This window comes from Bradyrhizobium sp. CCBAU 53421 (assembly GCF_015291625.1).
Taxonomy (GTDB): Bacteria; Pseudomonadota; Alphaproteobacteria; order Rhizobiales; family Xanthobacteraceae; genus Bradyrhizobium.
This window is the reverse complement of sequence record NZ_CP030047.1, coordinates 6,194,882-6,214,647: the sequence shown is the minus strand read 5'-3', so window position 1 is coordinate 6,214,647 and position 19,766 is coordinate 6,194,882. Positions and strand designations below refer to the sequence as shown.

15 protein-coding genes and 1 pseudogene are annotated in these 19,766 nt (G+C 64.8%); 13 read left to right on the top strand and 3 right to left on the bottom strand.

The window, feature by feature from the left end:
- Nucleotides 1-53 precede the first annotated feature (53 nt).
- The 12 genes from XH92_RS29500 to XH92_RS29445 all read left to right on the top strand — a co-directional run bounded on the left by XH92_RS29500 (nucleotide 54) and on the right by XH92_RS29445 (nucleotide 14,180).
- On the top strand, nucleotides 54-1,085 hold the full coding sequence (locus tag XH92_RS29500) for a class 1 fructose-bisphosphatase (protein ID WP_371818095.1): 1,032 nt from the start codon (nucleotides 54-56) through the stop codon (nucleotides 1,083-1,085).
- Nucleotides 1,086-1,096: 11 nt separating this feature from the next.
- Complete coding sequence (locus XH92_RS29495; protein WP_194455262.1) at nucleotides 1,097-1,972, top strand: phosphoribulokinase; 876 nt, start codon at nucleotides 1,097-1,099, stop codon at nucleotides 1,970-1,972.
- On the top strand, nucleotides 1,969-3,990 hold the full coding sequence (tkt, locus tag XH92_RS29490; protein ID WP_194455261.1) for a transketolase: 2,022 nt from the start codon (nucleotides 1,969-1,971) through the stop codon (nucleotides 3,988-3,990). Before XH92_RS29495 ends, tkt begins: the two co-directional genes overlap by 4 nt.
- A gap of 15 nt (nucleotides 3,991-4,005) precedes the next feature.
- Nucleotides 4,006-5,088, top strand: coding sequence for a class II fructose-bisphosphate aldolase (fba, locus tag XH92_RS29485; RefSeq protein ID WP_194455260.1), 1,083 nt, complete (start codon nucleotides 4,006-4,008; stop codon nucleotides 5,086-5,088).
- Between the two features lie 30 nt (nucleotides 5,089-5,118).
- Complete coding sequence (locus XH92_RS29480; protein ID WP_194455259.1) at nucleotides 5,119-6,582, top strand: form I ribulose bisphosphate carboxylase large subunit; 1,464 nt, start codon at nucleotides 5,119-5,121, stop codon at nucleotides 6,580-6,582.
- A gap of 12 nt (nucleotides 6,583-6,594) precedes the next feature.
- The gene (locus XH92_RS29475; protein WP_194455258.1) at nucleotides 6,595-7,020 is read left to right on the top strand and encodes a ribulose bisphosphate carboxylase small subunit; all 426 of its coding nucleotides are present in this window, start codon (nucleotides 6,595-6,597) and stop codon (nucleotides 7,018-7,020) included.
- Between the two features lie 110 nt (nucleotides 7,021-7,130).
- Nucleotides 7,131-8,072: a CbbX protein gene (gene cbbX, locus XH92_RS29470; RefSeq protein WP_194455256.1), complete on the top strand. Its 942-nt coding sequence runs from the start codon at nucleotides 7,131-7,133 to the stop codon at nucleotides 8,070-8,072.
- Nucleotides 8,069-8,785 carry an HAD family hydrolase gene (locus tag XH92_RS29465; RefSeq protein ID WP_194455254.1) on the top strand — a complete coding sequence of 239 codons (717 nt, stop codon included), beginning with the start codon at nucleotides 8,069-8,071 and terminating at the stop codon, nucleotides 8,783-8,785. Before cbbX ends, XH92_RS29465 begins: the two co-directional genes overlap by 4 nt.
- Before the next feature lie 612 nt (nucleotides 8,786-9,397).
- Nucleotides 9,398-10,465: a multiple monosaccharide ABC transporter substrate-binding protein gene (gene chvE, locus XH92_RS29460; protein ID WP_194455253.1), complete on the top strand. Its 1,068-nt coding sequence runs from the start codon at nucleotides 9,398-9,400 to the stop codon at nucleotides 10,463-10,465.
- 56 nt (nucleotides 10,466-10,521) lie between these two features.
- The gene (gene mmsA, locus XH92_RS29455; protein WP_194455252.1) at nucleotides 10,522-12,102 is read left to right on the top strand and encodes a multiple monosaccharide ABC transporter ATP-binding protein; all 1,581 of its coding nucleotides are present in this window, start codon (nucleotides 10,522-10,524) and stop codon (nucleotides 12,100-12,102) included.
- The gene (mmsB, locus tag XH92_RS29450) at nucleotides 12,099-13,289 is read left to right on the top strand and encodes a multiple monosaccharide ABC transporter permease (RefSeq protein ID WP_194455251.1); all 1,191 of its coding nucleotides are present in this window, start codon (nucleotides 12,099-12,101) and stop codon (nucleotides 13,287-13,289) included. Before mmsA ends, mmsB begins: the two co-directional genes overlap by 4 nt.
- Nucleotides 13,290-13,346: 57 nt before the next feature.
- Nucleotides 13,347-14,180: an inositol monophosphatase gene (locus XH92_RS29445; protein ID WP_246787722.1), complete on the top strand. Its 834-nt coding sequence runs from the start codon at nucleotides 13,347-13,349 to the stop codon at nucleotides 14,178-14,180.
- Between the two features lie 286 nt (nucleotides 14,181-14,466).
- Here XH92_RS29445 and XH92_RS29440 read toward each other — a convergent pair.
- Nucleotides 14,467-15,683, bottom strand: a pseudogene (locus XH92_RS29440) (ABC transporter substrate-binding protein).
- Between the two features lie 178 nt (nucleotides 15,684-15,861).
- Between XH92_RS29440 and XH92_RS29435 the strand changes: the two are divergent.
- Entirely contained in the window at nucleotides 15,862-17,493 is a 1,632-nt protein-coding gene (locus tag XH92_RS29435) for an NAD(P)/FAD-dependent oxidoreductase (RefSeq protein ID WP_194455250.1), read from the top strand.
- Between the two features lie 147 nt (nucleotides 17,494-17,640).
- On the opposite strand, the gene XH92_RS29430 is transcribed toward XH92_RS29435, so the two are convergent.
- On the bottom strand, nucleotides 17,641-18,687 hold the full coding sequence (locus tag XH92_RS29430; protein WP_194455249.1) for a LacI family DNA-binding transcriptional regulator: 1,047 nt from the start codon (nucleotides 18,685-18,687) through the stop codon (nucleotides 17,641-17,643).
- A 128-nt stretch (nucleotides 18,688-18,815) separates the two neighbouring features.
- Complete coding sequence (locus XH92_RS29425; RefSeq protein ID WP_194455248.1) at nucleotides 18,816-19,742, bottom strand: LysR family transcriptional regulator; 927 nt, start codon at nucleotides 19,740-19,742, stop codon at nucleotides 18,816-18,818.
- Between the last annotated feature and the right edge of the window lie 24 nt (nucleotides 19,743-19,766).

Here is a 19,766-nt window from a genome sequence, read left to right as displayed (position 1 = left end):
GCCTCTCGACACCTCGGGACAGAGGGCGCGATCAAAGGGAGTGGCCGGTGGAGATTCGTCCTGCATTGCATGCCCATCTGGAGTGGCCGACGCAGCACAACCCGTTGCGCGCCGCGACCGTTGCGGTGATCACAGCCCTTGCCGGCGCCGCGATCGAGCTCTCGCGCATCATCGCCGCCGGACCGCTCGCCGGCATCGGCGGCGAAAGCGGCGGGATCAATCCCGACGGCGATCGCCAGAAGACCATCGATATCGTCGCCGACGGCCTGATGCGCGACGCGCTGCGCACTGCGCCGGTTGCCGCGGTGTTGTCCGAGGAGGTCGAACTGCCGGAGACGCTCGATCCCGATGCGCCGCTCTGTGTCGCGATCGATCCGCTCGATGGATCGGCCAATCTCGAAAACAACATCTCGATCGGCACGATCTTCTCGATCCGGCCGAAGGGAAACGACATTCTCTCGACCTTCTTCGAGCCCGGTACGGCGCAATGTGCAGCGGGCTGCTTCATCTATGGTCCGCAGACCGTGCTGGTGCTGGCGCTCGACCAGTGCGTCGACTGCTTCACGCTGGACCCGCGAAGTGGCGAGTTCGTCCTGACCGCGCGTGACCTGCGGGTGCCGCAGGGCGCGTCGGAATTCGCCATCAACGCCTCGAACCGGCGGCACTGGAGCGGCCCGGTGCGCAACTACATCGACGATTGCCTTGCCGGGGTGAACGGCGAGCTCGGACAGGACTACAACATGCGCTGGATCGGCTCGCTGGTGGCCGAGGCCTACCGCATCCTGATGCGCGGCGGCGTGTTCCTGTATCCGGCGGATGCGCGCCAGGGTTACCGCGAAGGCCGGTTGCGCCTACTCTATGAGGCGCACCCCATCGCACTGATCATGGAATGGGCGGGCGGCGCCGCATCGAGTGGCCGGGCGCGCATCCTCGAACTATCGGCACGGACGCCGCATCAGCGCGTGCCGCTCATCATGGGATCGGCGCGCGCCGTGCGCGACGTCGATGCGATCCACCTGACCGTCGAGCCGTTGTTCGAGAGCAGCGATGCCCCGCTGTTCGCGCGGCGCGGCCTGTTCCGCTGAAGGGGAAGCGCATGTCTCGTCGACATCCCATCATCTCGATCACCGGCTCGTCCGGCGCCGGCACCACCTCGGTGAAGAAGACGTTCGAGAATATCTTCCGCCGCGAGAACGTGGTCGCAGCCTATATCGAGGGCGACGCGTTCCACCGCTACGATCGCGCCGAGATGCGCAGCATGATGTCGGAGGAAGCCGAGCGCGGCAACAAACACTTCAGCCATTTCAGCCCCGAGACCAATCTGTTCGAGGAACTGGAGAAGCTGTTCAGCGACTACGCCGAGACCGGCACCGGAACGACGCGGCACTATGTGCACGATGAGGAGGAGGCGCGGCTCTACGGCGCCAAGCCCGGCACCTTCACCGCATGGGAGGCGCTGCCGGAGAATTCCGACCTCTTGTTCTACGAGGGGCTGCATGGCGCCGTGGTCACCGACAGGGTGAATGTCGCGCAACACGCCGACCTCAAGATCGGCGTCGTGCCCGTCATCAACCTCGAATGGATCCAGAAGCTGCATCGCGACCGCAGCCATCGCGGCTACTCCACCGAGGCGGTGACCGACACCATCCTGCGCCGCATGCCGGATTATGTGAACTACATCTGCCCGCAATTCACCGAGACCGACATCAACTTCCAGCGCGTGCCGACGGTCGACACCTCGAACCCGTTCATCGCGCGCTGGATCCCGACCCCTGATGAATCGATGGTCGTGATCCGGCTCAAGAACCCGCGCGGCATCGATTTCCCTTATCTGCTCTCGATGATCCCGAACAGCTTCATGTCGCGCGCCAATTCGATCGTGGTGCACGGCGCCAAGCTCGATCTCGCGATGCAGCTGATCCTGACCCCGCTGATCCTGCAATTGATCGAACGAAAGAGGCGAACGATATGACCGCACTTGCGTCCGTTGCCAGCCGGCCCGACGTCAGCCACGACGAGATGGCCAATGCCATCCGTTTCCTCGCCGTCGACGCGGTGGAGCAGGCGAAGTCCGGCCATCCCGGCATGCCGATGGGCATGGCCGATGTCGCGACCGTGCTGTTCACCGATTTCCTGAAGTTCGACCCGGCCGATCCGGCCTGGCCCGACCGCGACCGCTTCGTGCTGTCGGCCGGGCACGGCTCGATGCTGCTCTATGCGCTGCTCTATCTGACCGGCTACGAGAGCATGACGCTCGATCAGCTCAAGGCCTTCAGGCAGTGGGGATCGCAAACCCCGGGACACCCCGAGTATGGCCATACGCCGGGTGTCGAGACCACGACCGGACCGCTCGGGCAGGGGATCGCGACTGCGGTCGGCATGGCCCTCGCCGAGCGCTTGATGAACGCCCGCTTCGGCGACGACCTCGTCGACCACTACACCTATGTGATCGCCGGCGATGGCTGCCTGATGGAGGGCCTCAGCCATGAGGCGATCTCGCTGGCCGGTCATTTGCGGCTGAACCGGCTGATCGTGCTGTTCGACGACAACCAGATATCGATCGACGGTGCCACCTCGCTGTCGTGCTCGGACGACCAGACGGCGCGCTTTGCGGCCAGCGGCTGGAACGTCTGCCGGATCGACGGCCACGATCCGCAGGCTATATCTGCGGCGATCAGGCAGGCGCGCGCCAGCGATCGCCCGTCGCTGATCGCCTGCCGCACGGTGATCGGGTTCGGGGCGCCGAACCGGCAGGGCAGCGAGAAGGTGCACGGTGCGCCGCTCGGCGCCGATGAGGTGACGAAGACCCGTGCCGCCCTGTGCTGGCCGTATCCGGCCTTCGAGATCCCCGATGCCGTTCTGGCCGAGTGGCGCGAACTCGGCGGCCGCGGCCGCGACGCGCGGCGCGCCTGGATCGAGCGCTCGCGCGGCGCCTGCAAGGCAGAGAAGGGCGAGCGCTCTCCGTTCCACGACGCGCTGAACCGGAAACTGCCCTGCGCCTATACCGAGGCGATGGCCAAGCTCGTGGATCGGTTCGCGACCGAACGGCCGAAACTCGCCACCCGGCAGGCGTCGCAACAGGTCATCGACGTGATCGCGGAAGCCCTGCCGAACCTGCTCGGTGGCTCGGCCGATCTCACGCACTCCAACCTCACGCTGGCGAAGTCGCAGGTTTCGGTGCGGCCGGAAACGCGGGGCGGCAGCTATATCCATTACGGCATCCGCGAGCACGGCATGGCGGCGGCCATGAACGGCATCGCGCTGCATGGCGGGTTCATTCCCTATGGCGGCACCTTCCTCAGCTTCGCCGATTACAGCCGGCCGGCGATCCGCCTTGCGGCGCTGATGGGCATCCGCGTCATCCATGTGATGACTCATGACTCGATCGGGCTCGGCGAGGACGGGCCGACGCATCAGCCGGTCGAGCATCTGGCCGCGCTGCGCGCAATTCCCAACGTGTTGGTGTTTCGCCCCGCCGATGCGGTCGAGACGGCGGAAGCCTGGGATTGCGCGCTACGGGCCGAGACTTCGCCGTCGATCCTCTGCCTGTCGCGGCAAGCGCTGCCGACGGTCCGCGACGGCAGCAAGGACAATCAGGTCGCGCTCGGCGCCTACGTTCTCGTCGAGCCTGCCTTCGCGCGTGACGTCACCCTGATTGCAACGGGTTCGGAGGTGGCGATCGCGCTCGAAGCCGCAAAGCTGCTGGCGGAAGCAGGGGTAAAGGCCGCGGTCGTCTCGGCCCCGTGCCTCGATCTGTTCCGCCAGCAGCCGAGCGACTACCGCGCAGAGGTGCTGGGCAGCGCCCCGCGCGTCGGCGTCGAAGCCGCGGTCGAGGGCGACTGGGCCCGCTGGCTCGGCGACGACGGCGTGTTCATCGGCATGACTGGCTTCGGTGCGTCCGCGCCGGCCGACGTGCTCTACCGCGAATTCGGTATCACCTCTGCGGCAGTTGTCGCGGCGGCAAAACAGCTCATGCAACGAGCGAATTGAAAGGAGGACGCCACGATGGCGCGGATCACACTGAGGCAGTTGCTGGACCATGCCGCCGAACGCGGCTACGGCGTGCCGGCCTTCAACATCAACAACATGGAGCAGGGCCTCGCCATCATGGAAGCGGCCGCCGCCTGCGATGCGCCGGTCATCATCCAGGCCTCGCGCGGGGCGCGGTCCTACGCCAACGACATCATGTTGGCGAAGATGATCGATGCGCTGGAGGAGATGCATCCGCAGATCCCGCTGTGCCTGCATCTCGATCACGGCAACGAGGAGGCGACATGTGCCACCGCGATCCGCTATGGCTTCACGTCCGTCATGATGGACGGTTCGCTCAAGGCTGACGCCAAGACCGCGGCCGACTATGACTACAATGTCGATATCACCCGCAGGGTGGTGGATATGGCGCACTGGGTCGGCGCGTCGGTCGAAGGCGAGCTCGGCGTGCTCGGCTCGCTCGAGCATGGCGGCGGCGAGCAGGAGGATGGCCACGGCGTCGAAGGCAAGCTGAGCCAGGATCAGCTGCTCACCGATCCGGACCAGGCAGTCGATTTTGTCCGTGCCACCAAGGTCGATGCGCTCGCGATCGCGATGGGTACCTCGCATGGCGCCTACAAGTTCACGCGCCGGCCCGACGGCGAGATCCTGGCGATGCGCGTGGTCGAGGAGATTCATACGCGGCTGCCGAACACGCATCTGGTGATGCACGGCTCGTCCTCGGTGCCGCAACCGCTGCAGGACATGTTCAACGAGTTCGGCGGCGAGATGCCGCAGACCTGGGGCGTGCCGGTCGAGGAGATCGTGCGCGGCATCAAGCACGGCGTACGCAAGGTCAACATCGACACCGATTGCCGGCTTGCGATGGCCGCCGCTTTCCGCAAGGTCGCCGTCCAGTCGAAGAGCGAGTTCGATCCGCGCAAATTCCTCAAGCCTGCGATGGATGCGCTGCGCGAACTGTGCCGTGACCGCTTCGAGCAATTCGGCACCGCCGGCAATGCCGCCAGGATCAAGGTGGTGTCCCTTCCGGAGATGGCCCGCCGCTATCGCGCCGGCGCGCTCGACCCGCAGATTGGAAAGATGACCCAGGCCGCCTGAGCAGACGGCGACGAACGACAGGAGATTGAGATGAACATACAGCAGTCGATCACGGTTCGCGGCAAGGATCGCTACAAGTCCGGCGTGATGGAATACAAGCGGATGGGCTATTGGGAGCCGAACTACGAGCCCAAGGACACCGACGTCATCGCCTTGTTCCGTGTCACGCCGCAGGACGGCGTCGATCCGACCGAGGCCTGCGCGGCGGTGGCCGGTGAATCCTCGACCGCGACCTGGACCGTGGTGTGGACCGACCGGCTGACGGCCGCGGAGAAATATCGCGCGAAATGCTATCGCGTCGATCCGGTGCCGAATTCGCCGGGCAGCTATTTCGCCTATATCGCCTACGACCTCGACCTGTTCGAGCCGGGTTCGATCTCGAACCTGACGGCGTCGATCATCGGCAACGTGTTCGGCTTCAAGCCGCTGAAGGCGCTGCGGCTCGAGGACATGCGGCTGCCGACCGCCTATGTGAAGACCTTCCAGGGCCCGGCGACCGGTATCGTCGTGGAGCGCGAGCGGCTCGACAAGTTCGGCCGTCCGTTGCTCGGCGCCACCGTGAAGCCGAAGCTCGGCCTGTCCGGCCGCAACTATGGCCGCGTCGTCTACGAGGCGTTGAAAGGCGGGCTCGACTTCACCAAGGACGACGAGAACATCAACTCGCAGCCCTTCATGCACTGGCGCGAGCGCTTCCTGTACTGCATGGAAGCGGTCAACCGCGCGCAGGCCGCGACCGGCGAGATCAAGGGCACCTATCTCAACGTCACCGCGGCGACCATGGAGGACATGTACGAGCGTGCCGAGTTCGCCCATGAGCTCGGCTCCAACATTGTCATGATCGATCTCGTGATCGGCTACACCGCGATCCAGTCGATGGCGAAGTGGGCGCGCCGGAACAACATGATCCTGCATCTGCATCGGGCGGGTCACTCGACGTACACCAGGCAGCGCAGCCACGGCGTTTCGTTCCGCGTGATCGCGAAATGGATGCGGCTCGCCGGTGTCGACCACATCCATGCCGGCACGGTGGTCGGCAAGCTCGAGGGCGATCCGAACACCACGCGCGGCTACTACGACATCTGCCGCGAGGACTTCAACCCGCTGCAGCTCGAGCACGGCGTGTTCTTCGACCAGAACTGGGCGAGCCTCAACAAGCTGATGCCGGTGGCCTCCGGCGGCATTCATGCCGGCCAGATGCACCAGCTGCTCGACCTGCTCGGCGAGGACGTCGTGCTGCAGTTCGGCGGCGGCACCATCGGCCATCCCCGCGGCATCCAGGCCGGCGCCACCGCCAACCGCGTCGCACTGGAAGCGATGATCCTCGCCCGCAACGAGGGCCGCGACTACGTCCATGAGGGACCGGAGATCCTGGCCAAGGCGGCGCAGAGCTGCACACCGCTGCGCGAGGCGCTCGACGTCTGGAAGGACGTCACCTTCAACTACGAGTCGACCGACGCCCCCGATTTCGTTCCCACGCCGAGCATGGCGGTCTGACAGGAGTTTCTCATGCGCGTGACCCAAGGTTGCTTCTCTTTCCTGCCCGATCTCACCGATGAGCAGATCGCCGCGCAGGTGCAATACTGCCTCGACAAGGGCTGGGCGGTGAACATCGAGTTCACCGACGACCCGCACCCCCGCAACACCTATTGGGACATGTGGGGCCTGCCGATGTTCGACCTGCGCGATGCGGCCGGCATCATGAAGGAGCTCGCCGATTGCCGGCGGGTTTATGGCGATCGCTATATCCGGATCTCCGGCTTCGATTCCAGCCCGGGCTGGGAGTCGGTTCGCATCTCCTTCATCGTCAACCGGCCGCGCCAGGAGCCGGGCTTCCGGCTCGACCGCCAAGAGGCTGTTGGACGCAACCTGCGCTACTCGACCCATGCCTATGCGGCAGCGCGCGCCGAGGGCGAACGCTACGCCGATCTGTGACCGCGTCCGGCTGAAAAGCCAGGCGGGTTGCTCCCTCGACCGTCTGGTCCGGATGCACTTCTCCGTCGTCGCCGCAGCGGCGACGGAGCTTTTCTTGAAGCGAGAGGATGATGACCCAAGCGCAAGAACAAATTAAAGAACAAATCCGTGAAACGCCGCTCGCAACCATCGACCTCCGGCATGAATTCGCCGACCTCGGCATCGGCGACGTGCTCGACCAGCTCGATTCCGAGCTGATCGGCCTCAAGCCCGTGAAGACCCGCATTCGGGAGATCGCCTCGCTGCTGCTGGTCGAACGCATCCGGCAGAAGATGGCGCTGGCGACGACGTTTCCGACCCTGCACATGTCGTTCACCGGCAACCCCGGCACCGGCAAGACCACGGTTGCGCTCAGGATGGCCGGCATCCTGCACAAGCTTGGCTTCGTGCGCCGCGGCCACGTCATCAGCGTCACGCGCGATGATCTCGTCGGGCAATATATCGGCCACACCGCGCCGAAGACGAAAGAGATCTTGAAGAAGGCGATGGGCGGCGTGCTGTTCATCGACGAGGCCTATTATCTGTACCGTCCCGAGAACGAGCGCGACTACGGCCAGGAAGCGATCGAGATCCTGCTGCAGATCATGGAGCAGCAGCGCGAGGATCTGGTGGTGATCCTGGCCGGCTATGGCGATCGCATGGAGAAGTTCTTCCAGAGCAATCCGGGATTCCGCTCCCGCATCGCCCATCACATCGACTTCCCCGACTATTCGGACGGCGAACTGCTCTGGATCGCCGAGCTGATGCTGCAGCAGCAGAATTATCGTTTCTCCCCGGAAGCACGCGAGGCCTTCACCCGGTACATCGGCATCCGCAAGCGACAGCCGCTGTTCTCCAATGCGCGCTCGATCCGCAACGCGCTCGACCGCATCCGGCTGCGCCAGGCCAACCGGATCGTCGCGAAGCTCGACCGCACGCTCACGGCCGACGACGTGATGTCGATCGAGGCCGGCGACGTGCTTGCCAGCCGCGTGTTCGCGAAAGGGGCCGGCGCGGCGGGCGAGGGACGATGAACCAGGCGCTCGCCGTCATCAGGAGCGCCGGGATGCGCGACATCGTTGCGAACGCGCGTGCCCTGATCTTCGATGTCGATGGCACGCTCGCCGAAACCGAGGAGGTGCATCGCCGCGCCTTCAATGAGGCGTTCGCCGAGGCCGGCCTCGACTGGTTCTGGGACCAGGTCACCTACGGGCGGCTGCTGCGGGTCGCGGGCGGCAAGGAGCGCATCCGCGCCTTCGACCAGCGCAACGCGGTCCCAATGCTGACATTCGCCGACATCGCTGGCCTGCACGCGATCAAGACCGCGCGCTACGCTGCGCTGATCGCAGCAGGCGGCTGCCCGTTACGGCCGGGCGTGCGGGCCTGGCTCGCCGGCGCGCGCAGCCGCGGCCAGCGCCTGGCGATCGCCACGACGACCTCGCACGGCAATATCGATGCGCTGCTGTCGGTCGCCTTGGGGCTGGACTGGGCCGATCTGTTCGAGGCGATCGTCGCCGGCGACGACGTGCCGCGGAAGAAGCCGGCTCCGGACGTCTATGTCGAGGTCCTGGCGCGGCTCGGACTTGGACCTGCGGATTGCATCGCGGTCGAGGATTCCGGCAACGGCCTCGCCGCCGCCGCGCAGGCGGGCATCCCCGTGGTCATTACCCGCAGCGCCTATTTCAGCGACGACGATTTCGCCGGAGCGTTGCTTGTTGTTGACGATCTCTCTGAGATCGACGCCTGAAGGTCGCTGTCGCCGGCCGGCATCTTCGGATTAATTTATTCGGTAGGTTAAATAAATGGCGCTTGCCTCCTTAGCATAGTAGGGGCACAATCCCACCAATGGTTGCCATTAGCAGTGCCGCACCTAGAGAATGGTGAGGTTTGCCAACGGTTTCGGGAGATAGCGCCTCGTGACCCTCCATGTCCTCGTCCTATTTATTTGGATATCTAAATAAATGGTCGGTCGGTGCTTGCGTCCGGATAGGAGAGGTGGCATCCACCAAAGGTTGCTTGAGGCGGTATCGCACCACCAAAAGTTCTGGGCGCCGGCGCTCGCCAACAGTTCGGGGAGACAGGCGCCTTATGGTCCTCCACGTCATTCCGAGACCCCGTTCGTCCCACGACATGGCTCGCGGGTGAGCCCGATATTGCAGGATCGACATGGCTGACCGGGCGGAGTGAGCATGGACGCAGTTGGCGGGTTCAATCGACATTCCGCGATTTCGGTTCGTGACGGCCCCGGCGCCGATCCGACATCGCCGTAGATCTGCGGCCAGCGCACGAATGACAGCCGTCGATTGACGCGGTCCACGGCAACGGTACCCTCAACTCAAAAAACCCAAGGGAGCGAAGCATGTTCAAATTGAAGGTCTCGTTGATCGCACTGGCGTTGGCAGGTCTCGCCACGGCCGCACCGGATGCGTTCGCCCAAAGCAAACCGACCATCGGCATCGCGATGCCGACCAAATCCTCGGCCCGCTGGATCGACGACGGCAACAACATGGTCAAGGTGCTGAAGGAGCGCGGTTACGGCGCCGACCTGCAATATGCCGACGACGACATCCCGAACCAGCTCTCCCAGGTCGAGAATATGGTGACCAAGGGCGCCAAGGTGCTGGTCATCGCGGCGATCGACGGCACCACGCTGTCCGACGCGCTGAAGCAGGCCAAGGCGCAGGGCATCACGGTGATCGCCTACGACCGCCTGATCCGGGCCACGCCGAATGTCGACTATTACGCGACCTTCGACAATTTCCAGGTCGGCGTGCTGCAGGCGAGCTCGATCGTGAATGCGCTCGGGCTGAAGGACGGCAAGGGGCCTTTCAACATCGAGCTGTTCGGCGGCTCGCCCGACGACAACAACGCCTATTTCTTCTACGACGGGGCGATGTCGGTGCTGAAGCCCTATATCGACAGCGGCAAGCTGGTGGTCGGCAGCGGCCAGATGGGCATGGACAAGGTCGCCACCTTGCGCTGGGACGGCGCGACCGCACAGGCCCGCATGGATAATCTGCTCAGCGCCTTCTACGGCAAGAAGCGTGTCGATGCCGTGCTGTCGCCTTACGACGGCCTGTCGATCGGCATCATCTCCTCGCTGAAGGGTGTCGGCTACGGCAGCAAGGACCAGCCGATGCCGTATATCAGCGGCCAGGACGCCGAGGTGCCCTCGATCAAGGCGATGCTGCGCGGCGAGCAATACTCGACCATCTTCAAGGACACCCGCGATCTTGCCAAGGTCACGGCCGACATGGTCGATGCCGTGCTGAGCAAGAAGGAGGTCACCGTCAACGACACCAAGACCTACAACAACGGCGTCAAGGTGGTTCCGTCCTATCTGCTCAAGCCGGTGGTGGTGGACAAGACCAATTGGGAGAAAGTCCTGATTGACAGCGGCTACTACAAGCGCTCGCAATTCGACTAAGGCGGCGAGCGGGGCTGATAGCGCCGAGGACGAGTGACGTTGCGGGACGTGATGCGATGACGGCGATGCTTGAGATGCGTGGCGTCAGCAAGAGCTTTGCCGGCGTGCAGGCCTTGCGCGACGTCAGTTTCACCGTGGAAGCCGGGCAGATCCACGCGCTGGTCGGCGAGAACGGTGCGGGCAAGTCGACCCTGATGAAGGTGCTGAGCGGGGTGTATCCCGCCGGCAGCTATGAAGGGTCGATCCTGTTCGACGGCGAGGAGCGTCGGTTCCGCGATATCAATGACTCCGAGGCGCTGGGGATCATCATCATCCACCAGGAGCTGGCGCTGATCCCGCTGATGTCGATCGCCGAGAACATCTTCCTGTCGCGCGCGCCGTCGCGGTTCGGGGTGGTGGACCGCAATGCGGTGTACCGGCGGACGGCGGAGCTGCTGGCACAGGTCGGCCTGCGGGAATCGCCTGATACCCTGATCACCGATCTCGGCGTCGGCAAGCAGCAGCTGGTCGAGATCGCCAAGGCGCTGTCGAAGAAGGTGCGCCTCCTGATCCTGGACGAGCCGACCGCGAGCCTCAACGAGTCCGACAGTGCCGCGCTGCTGGACCGGCTGGTGACCTTCCGCGAGCAGGGCATCGCCTCGATCCTGATCTCGCACAAGCTGAACGAGGTCGCGCGCGTTGCCGACCGGATCACGGTGCTGCGCGACGGCCGCACCGTCGACAGCCTCGATTGCCGGACGGAGCAGGTCGACGAGGACCGGATCATCCGCAGCATGGTCAACCGCGATCTCGCGCATCGCTTCCCCGAGCGGAGCGTCGCGATCGGCGATCCCGTGATGACGGTGCAGAACTGGTCGGTGTTTCACCCGCTGCACACCGCCCGGCAGGTGATCAAGAATGTCGATTTCGGGGTGCGCCGCGGCGAGGTGGTCGGCATCGCCGGTCTGATGGGCGCCGGCCGCACCGAGTTCGCCATGAGCTTGTTCGGCAGGGCCTGGGGCTACAACATCACGGGCAGCATCAGCCTCGACGGACGCGAGGCGAACCTCACCAGCGTGCCGGCTGCGATCCATGCCGGCCTCGCCTATGTCACCGAGGACCGCAAGCAGCTCGGATTGATCCTCGCCGACGACGTCCGCAAGAACGTGACGCTGGCGAGCCTTCGCCAGGTGGCTGATCGCGGCGTGATCGACGATGTGGTCGAGCTGAAGGCCGCGAGCGATTACCGCAGCCGGATGCGGATCCGCTGTTCCGACGTCTATCAGGAGGTCGGGCAGCTCTCGGGCGGAAACCAGCAGAAGGTGGTGCTGTCGAAATGGCTGATGACCGACCCGCAGGTGCTGCTGCTCGACGAGCCGACCCGCGGCATCGACGTCGGGGCAAAATACGAGATCTATTGTATCATCAACGAGCTCGCGGAGGCCGGCAAGGGCGTCGTGGTGATCTCGTCGGAAATGCCGGAATTGCTCGGCATCTGCGATCGGATCTGCGTGATGAATGACGGCGCCTTCGTCGGCGAGTTCGCGAAAGGCGACGCGACGCAGGAGAAGATCATGCGCGCCATCATGCGCAATGTCAGGATGTCCGGAAACGGCGCGCTTGCCGGTGAGGCGCGGGCGGGAGGCGGAGCACAATGACCGACAAGACGGTGTCACTTCCCGAGACCCCCAAGCATTCCGGCTTCATCAAGAACAATCTGCGCAACTACGGCATGCTGTTGTCGCTGCTCGCGATCATGCTGTTCTTCGAGATCGTGACCGACGGCACGCTGTTGCAGCCGGTCAACCTCACCAATCTCGTGCTACAGAACAGCTACATCGTGATCATGGCGCTCGGCATGCTGCTGGTGATCGTCACCGGACATATCGACCTTTCAGTCGGCTCGGTCGCCGGATTCGTCGGCGCGGTCGCGGCGGTGCTGATGGTGACCTACCATGTCGACTACCCGATTGCCTTCATCATCTGTCTCGTGATCGGTGCCGCGATCGGCGCGGCACAGGGCTACTGGATCGCCTATTTCAAGATTCCGTCCTTCATCGTGACGCTGGCGGGCATGCTGGTGTTCAAGGGCCTTGCGCTTGCGGTGCTGCAGGGCCGGTCGGTCGGGCCGTTTCCGCCGACCTTCCAGAAGCTGTCGTCGGGCTTCATCCCCGAGCTGTTTCCGAGCGCCGGCACGCTCTATCCGACCTCGCTGTTGATCGGTGTCGTGCTGGCGTTCGCGCTGGTGCTCGCGAGCGCCAAGGGCCGGGCGCGCGAGCAGGCCCATGGCATCGACGTCGAGCCCTACGCATTCTTCATCGTCAAGAGCATCGCGCTGGCGGGCGCGGTGCTCTATTTCACCTATCTGATCGCCTCGCATCGCGGCCTGCCCAACGTGCTCGTCATCATGACGGTGCTGATCGCGCTCTACGGTTTTGTGACGCGGCGGACCGTGATCGGCCGGCAGATCTATGCGGTCGGCGGCAACGCCAAGGCGGCGAAGCTCTCGGGCGTCAAGACCGAACGGCTGACCTTCTTCACCTTCGTCAACATGGGCGTGCTGGCCGCGCTCGCCGGGCTGGTGTTCGCTGCCCGCCTCAACACCGCGACGCCGAAGGCCGGCCTCGGCTTCGAGCTCGACGTGATCGCCGCCTGCTTCATCGGCGGCGCCTCGGCCTATGGCGGCGTCGGCCGGGTCGGCGGCGCTGTGGTAGGCGCCATGATCATGGGCGTGATGAACAACGGCATGTCGATCCTCGGCATCGGCATCGATTACCAGCAGGTGATCAAGGGCCTCGTCCTGCTGGGCGCCGTATGCATCGATGTCTACAACCAGCGACGATGACTGCCGCCCAGTCATGATCCTGCGATAGGATGCCGGCGCAACGCAGGAGAATGCCTCGTGAAACTGTCCCATGCCGATGCGCTGAACATCGGAAACATCCTCGCCGAGGTCGGGCGCACCGAGATCATGCCGCGGTTCCGCCGCGTGCGGGAGATCGAGGTCCGCACCAAGACATCGGCGTTCGACGTCGTGACCGAAGCCGATGAGCTTGCCGAGCAGGCGATCTCGGCTGCGCTGCTCCGGGCGTTTCCGAATGCCGTGATCATCGGCGAGGAGGCCACGGCGTGGGATCCGGCCGCGGTCGGTCAAATCGGAACCGCGGAGCTCGCCTTCATCATCGACCCGATCGACGGCACGAGAAACTTCACCTCGAGCCTGCCGCTGTTCGGCACCATGGTGGCCGCTACCGTGCGCGGCGAGATCGTATTCGGTGCGATCCATGATCCCGTCAGCAACGACACCGCGTTCGCGCTGCGCGGCGAGGGCGCGTGGCTCGAGATGCCGGACGGCAGGCGGCATGATTTGAAGGTGGCCGCGGCGGTGCCGGTCAAGCAGATGGATGCGGTGGTTGGCGTCAACTTTCTGCCGGAGCCACTGCGCGGAATTGTCGACGGCAATCTGTCCAAGCTCGGCGCCAGCGCCTGGCTCCGATGCGCCGCGCATGAGTATCGGATGGCAGCGTCCGGCCATTGCCATCTGTTGTTCTACAACAAGCTGATGCCGTGGGATCACGCCGCGGGCTGGCTGTTGCATCGCGAGGCCGGCGGCTACAGCGCGCATTTCGACGGATCGCCCTATAAGCCGGTCAACCTGACCGGGGGCCTGCTCTGCGCGCCCGACGAGGCGAGCTGGCACGCGGCACAGCAGGCGATCCTGACGCCGGCCGGGTAGAGGCGGGGAGTGCGCGAGCTCTGATCCAGCCGTCGAACAGCTTGTTCGGTGTCGTCCCTGCGAAAGCAGGGACCCATACTCCGCGGCGGGTGTTGTGATGGGGACCCGTCGTTCCGGCGTTGCGCAATAACGACTATTTGTGGTTATGGCTCCCTGCTTTCGCAGGGACGACATCGAGTTTGTTGCACGGTCTGTGAGACATACTTGCGCGCTCTCGCGACACGAATTGCCCCAGCTTTGCGTCTCGTCCCACATCTCATTGAATAGAGGGCACAGCAGAGCGGCCCTATTCGCTGCCGACCTCGCCGGTGATGATGTTGCCGAACAGCTTCCAGCTCTCGCCTTCGAACCGCATCAGCTGCGACTGTTCGATCGGACGGAAGTCCGTCGTGCTGGTGTTGATCCTGGGATCATCTTCGGCGCAAAGTCCTTCAGGCTGGCGGCCTGCTTCATCACGTTGTCGCGTGTCAGATCGTCGCCGCATTGCCCCAGCACCTGCGCGAGCGTTTGCGCGGCGGCGTAGCCATAGACGTGATTGCCGTTGGTCTTGTCGCCGTCGGGCATGTACTTGTCCATGAAGGCGCGCCATTCCCTGGTTTCGGCGTCATCGTTCCAGATCGTGTCGGTCGGGTCCTTGAGGTAAGCGACCGAGATGATCCCTTGCGAATGTTCGATGCCGGCGGCGCGCATGACGGAGGCGACCGACGTCGCGGTCGAGGTCAGGAAGAAGGTCGGCTTCCAGCCGAGCTCGGCAACCTTCTTGATGGTCTGCGCCGCGCCCTTCGGCGCCGCCCAAGTGAACAGGATGTCGGCGCCGGAGGCCCGCAGCGCCACGATCTGCGAATCCAGCGTCGGATCGGTCAGCTCGTAGGACTTGTCGGCGACGATCATGCTGCTCGCCTTGTCGCCGAGACCGTCGCGCAGCCCCTTGAGCGCATCCTTGCCGGCATCGTCGTTCTGCCAGAGCACGGCGATCTTGCCGTTCGGAAATTTGTCGAGGATGTATTTGGCGTAGATCCGCCCTTCGCTCTGGTAGTTCGGCTGCCAGCCCATCGTCCAAGGAAAGCCCTGGGGATCGCCGAACCGCGTCGCGCCCGACGCGATGAAGAGGTGAGGGACCTTCTTGCCGTTGAGGTATTTCTGGATCGCGACATTGGGCGCGGTGCCGAGCGGCTGGAACACCAGCAGCACCTCGTCGCCCTCGACCAGCTTGCGCGCCTGCTCGACCGATTTCGGCGGCGAGAAGCCGTCGTCATAGCTGACGAAGTTGATCTTGCGTCCGTTGATGCCGCCCTGGTCGTTGATCATCCTGAAATAGGCCGCCTCGGTCCGGCCGATCGCGCCATAGGCGGACGCAGGGCCGCTATAGGGCATGATGTTGCCGATCTTGATCTCGGAATCCGAGACCCCCGGGCCGTAGTTCTTCTGCGCGAGCGCCGGCGACAGCGCGCCGATCGTCGCCGCAATTGCTACGCACGCGCGAAGATGAAAACCGTTCAACATCCCTGAGTTACTCCCCGATATCAGCTGATCGCCTTGTGACGTACGCGCGGCTCCCTTCGGGGCCGGTGCGTTGACGCCCGGCGACAATTATCGTATGCGCTTCCGGTCTGGAAACGTTTCCAGACTAGCGTGCGTTCCCACCGATGGCAATATTCCTGCGGCCGGAGAGATGTGACAAATGAGCAGACTGGAGCAGACGAGCCCGGACCATGGCGCGAGGCCGCCATTGGTCGCCGAATGCGATGCCGTCGTGGTCGGCGCCGGCTTCGGCGGGCTCTATGCGATCTACCGGTTGCGCGAGCTCGGGCTGAAGGTGATCGGCATCGAGGCCGCATCCGACGTCGGCGGCACCTGGTACTGGAATCGCTATCCCGGCGCACGCTGCGACATACCGAGCCTGCTTTATTCCTACACCTGGTCGGAGGAGCTGCGGCAGGAATGGCGCTGGAGCGAGAAGTACGCCGCCCAGCCGGAGATTCTGCGCTACGCACAGCATGTCGCCGACCGCTTTGAGCTGCGCTCGCTGATCCGCTTCGATACCCGCGTGACTGATGCCGACTGGGACGAGGCAGGCGAGAGCTGGACCGTGCGCACCGATCGCGGCGATTGCATCGTCGCATCGACTTGCGTGATGGCGACCGGCAATCTCTCGGTTCCCAACAAGCCGAAGCTCGCGGGCATCGAGCGTTTTCGCGGGCCGGTCTATCACACCGGGCAGTGGCCGCATCGGGAGATCGACTTTTCCGGGCTGCGCGTCGCCGTGATCGGCACCGGCTCCTCGGGTGTGCAGACGATCCCGATGGTCGCAAAGGCGGCACGCCGCCTGACCGTATTCCAGCGCACGCCGAACTACTCGGTGCCTGCACGGAATGCGCCGCTGTCAGATTCCGACATCGCCGCCGCCGAGCCCATGATCGCGAAATATCGCGAGAGCCTCGAGACGCCGGAGTTCGGACGGGTTCCTGCGAATGCCTTCGACGCGCCGGTGCCCGAGCGTGACGCGCAATGGGCGCGCTACGAGCAGCTGTGGGAGCAGGGCGGCGGCGGCATCCTGACCGCGTTCCCGAACATCCTGACCGACGAGGCTGTCAACGACGTCGCCTGCGATTTCGTCCGCGACAAGATCCGCGGCATCGTGCACGACAGTGCGACGGCGGAGGCGCTGTCGCCGAAGGATTATCCGCTCGGCGTCAAGCGCATCTGCATCGATACCGGCTATTTCGCGACCTACAATCTGCCGCATGTCGAGCTGGTCGATCTGCGCAAGGAGCCTTTGACGACGGTCACCGAGACCGGTGTCGAGACCGCGACGCGCTCCTTTACGCTCGATGCGCTGGTGCTGGCGACGGGCTATGACGCGATGACCGGGGCGCTCGCCGCGATGCAGATCCGCGGGCGGGACGGCGCGACGTTGAAGGAGGCCTGGGCCGATGGCCCTCGCGCCTATCTCGGCCTGATGGTGTCGGGCTTTCCGAACCTGTTCGTCGTGACCGGGCCGGGTAGCCCTTCGGTCATCGGCAATGTGATCCACGCCTGCGAGAACCATGTCGAATGGATCACGGCCTGCCTCGGCAGCATGCGTACCAAGGGACAGACGCGGATCGAGCCGGAACGCGACGCCGAGCGCGCCTGGATGGCGCATGTCGCCGACGCCGCCAGCCGCACGCTCTATCCGAAGGCCAATTCCTGGTACCAGGGCGCCAACATCGCGGGCAAGCCGCGGGTGTTCATGCCCTATGTCGGCCAGGGCTATCGGCATCGGATCGCGCAGATTGCGCAGCGTGGCTATGAGGGTTTCGTGCTGTGCTGAGAGCGCCGTCTGCCTCCGTCATTGCGAGCGCAGCGAAGCAATCCACCGTTCCGCACGCTCGGCAGCAGTGGATTGCTTCGCTTCGCTCGCAATGACGTGGATAGAGCGACGCTGGAACCGTTTCCAGTATCCAGGCGTTTCGCCGGACTACTTCCGTACGCGCGTGGGCGTCGCCGGCTTGGCGCAGGAATGACGCAGGATGAGGCGCGTCGGCAGGAACACCGGGGCGCTGCTGCCGGCCTTGTCGTTGTCGCGGATGCGCTCCAGCAGCAGCCGCGCGGCGGTGCGGCCGACCTCGTTCATGTCCCAGCTCAAGGCCGAGATCGCGGGCGTCGCATGGCGGGCGAGATCGGTGTCGCCGCTGCACACGATCGAGACGTCCTGCGGATAGCGCAGGCCATTGCTGGTGATTGCTTCCAGCACCTCGGCCAGCATGCTGGTGCCGAGCGAGATGATCGCGGTCGGCGGTTTTGTCATTTGCAGCAACTGGCACACCGAGCTGAAGGCGGTGTTGGCGCCCTGCACGTGCGGGCGGATCAGGATCGGGTCGACCTCGATCTTCGCCTCCCGATGCGCCTGCCGGTAGCCGGCGAGCCGCTCCGTGCTCGGCAGCACCGCGGCGCTGCCGGTGAGCAGCGCGATCCGGCGATGGCCGAGGCTGATCAGATAGCGCGTCGCCTCCAGCGCGCCGCCGCGATGATCGACCCGAACCGGGACGCTATCCGGCACCTCGCGATCGACGGTGACGCAGGGCAGGTCGAGCGTGGCCAGCCCCTTCATGAAGTCCTTGTGGGAATTGTCGCCGGCGAACAGCAGCAATCCGTCCATCTGGCGCCGCCGCACCGCCGACAGGAACGCCGCCTCGCGCGCCTCCTCGTGCTTGGTCGCAGCCAGCATCAGGAGGAAGCCGGCGCGCTGGAACTCCTCCTCCGCCGCGCTCACCATCCCGGTGTAGTGCGGATTGGAGAAATCAGCCACCATGCAGCCGATCGTGTTGGAGGCCCGCGAGCGCAGCGCCTGCGCCGCCTGGTCGGGCTCGAACCCGAGACGCTTCACCGCGCGCATGATGCGGGCATGCAGTTCCGCGCTGGTATAGATGCCGCCGTTGAGCGTGCGGCTGACGCTCGAGACGGAGACGCCGGCCTCGGCCGCGACGTCACGAATCGTCGGTCGTGTCCGTCGCGCTTTGCTCATCGGTGGTCGGGCCCTGTCGGTTCGGCATGGCCGTCGCTAGGCGCACCAATGGCGGCGCGGGGCAGACGGCATCGTCGAACCTAATCAGGCTCCGCCGCGAATCTCAAATGATTCTTGGGATTGTTGGGCTATCGCCGTGATGCGCTCAGGAATAGTGGCCGGAAGATATCCAGAAATCCGGTCGCGGCCGGCGTCAGCGGGCGGTTCTTCAGCCGCAGGATTCCGATCTTGCGAACCAGCGGCGGCGAGACCAGGCGCTTGACGATCACGCCGCGCGGGGCGCGCGGCGGCAACGCCGAGGCCGGAACGATCGAGATGCCGACATTGGCGCCGACGAAGTCGTAGAGCGTGCCGAACTGCTCGACGATGGTGCTGTGCTTGAGCACGATGCCGCTGGCGGTCGCGACGCTGTCGATCTGCTGCCGCAGGCCCGAGCCGGTCGGAAGCGAGACGAACGCTTCGTTGCGCAATTCGCGGAGGCTCAGCGTGCTCTTGTCTCGCAAGGGATGGCGCGAAGGCAGGATCGCGAAGCAGGACTCCTGCACCACGTCGTCGCTGACGACCTCCTGGCCGAGCGCGGTGACGTTGCCGACGCCAAAGTCGGCAAAGCCGCTGCGCACGTCCTCATAGACTTGGCTGCCGAGACCCTCGCGGAGGTGGATTTCGACGCCGGGATGCGCCTTCCTGTATTTCAGCACGGCTTCCGGCACCACATGGTGCGTGAGTGACAACAGGCACGAGATGATCAGGCGCCCCTTGATCTGTTCGCCCAGCGCGCGGGCGTTGTCGACCTGGGCGCCGAGATCGGCAAGCAGGCGCTGTATCGACGCCGTGAACTCGCGGCCCGGTGCGGTCAGGATGACATTGCGCGTCGATCTGAGGAATAGCGAGACGCCGAGCTGTCGTTCGAGCTGAAGCACCAGACGGCTCACCGCCGACTGGGTCATGCCGAGGTCGGCGGCAGCGGCGGTGAAGCTGCCATAGACCGCGACCGAGTTGGCGGCGCGAAGATGTTTGAGGCTGACCTCGAACCCGCGTGGGCGTCGCTCGCGCATCATTCATTCCATTTCTGCATCAAT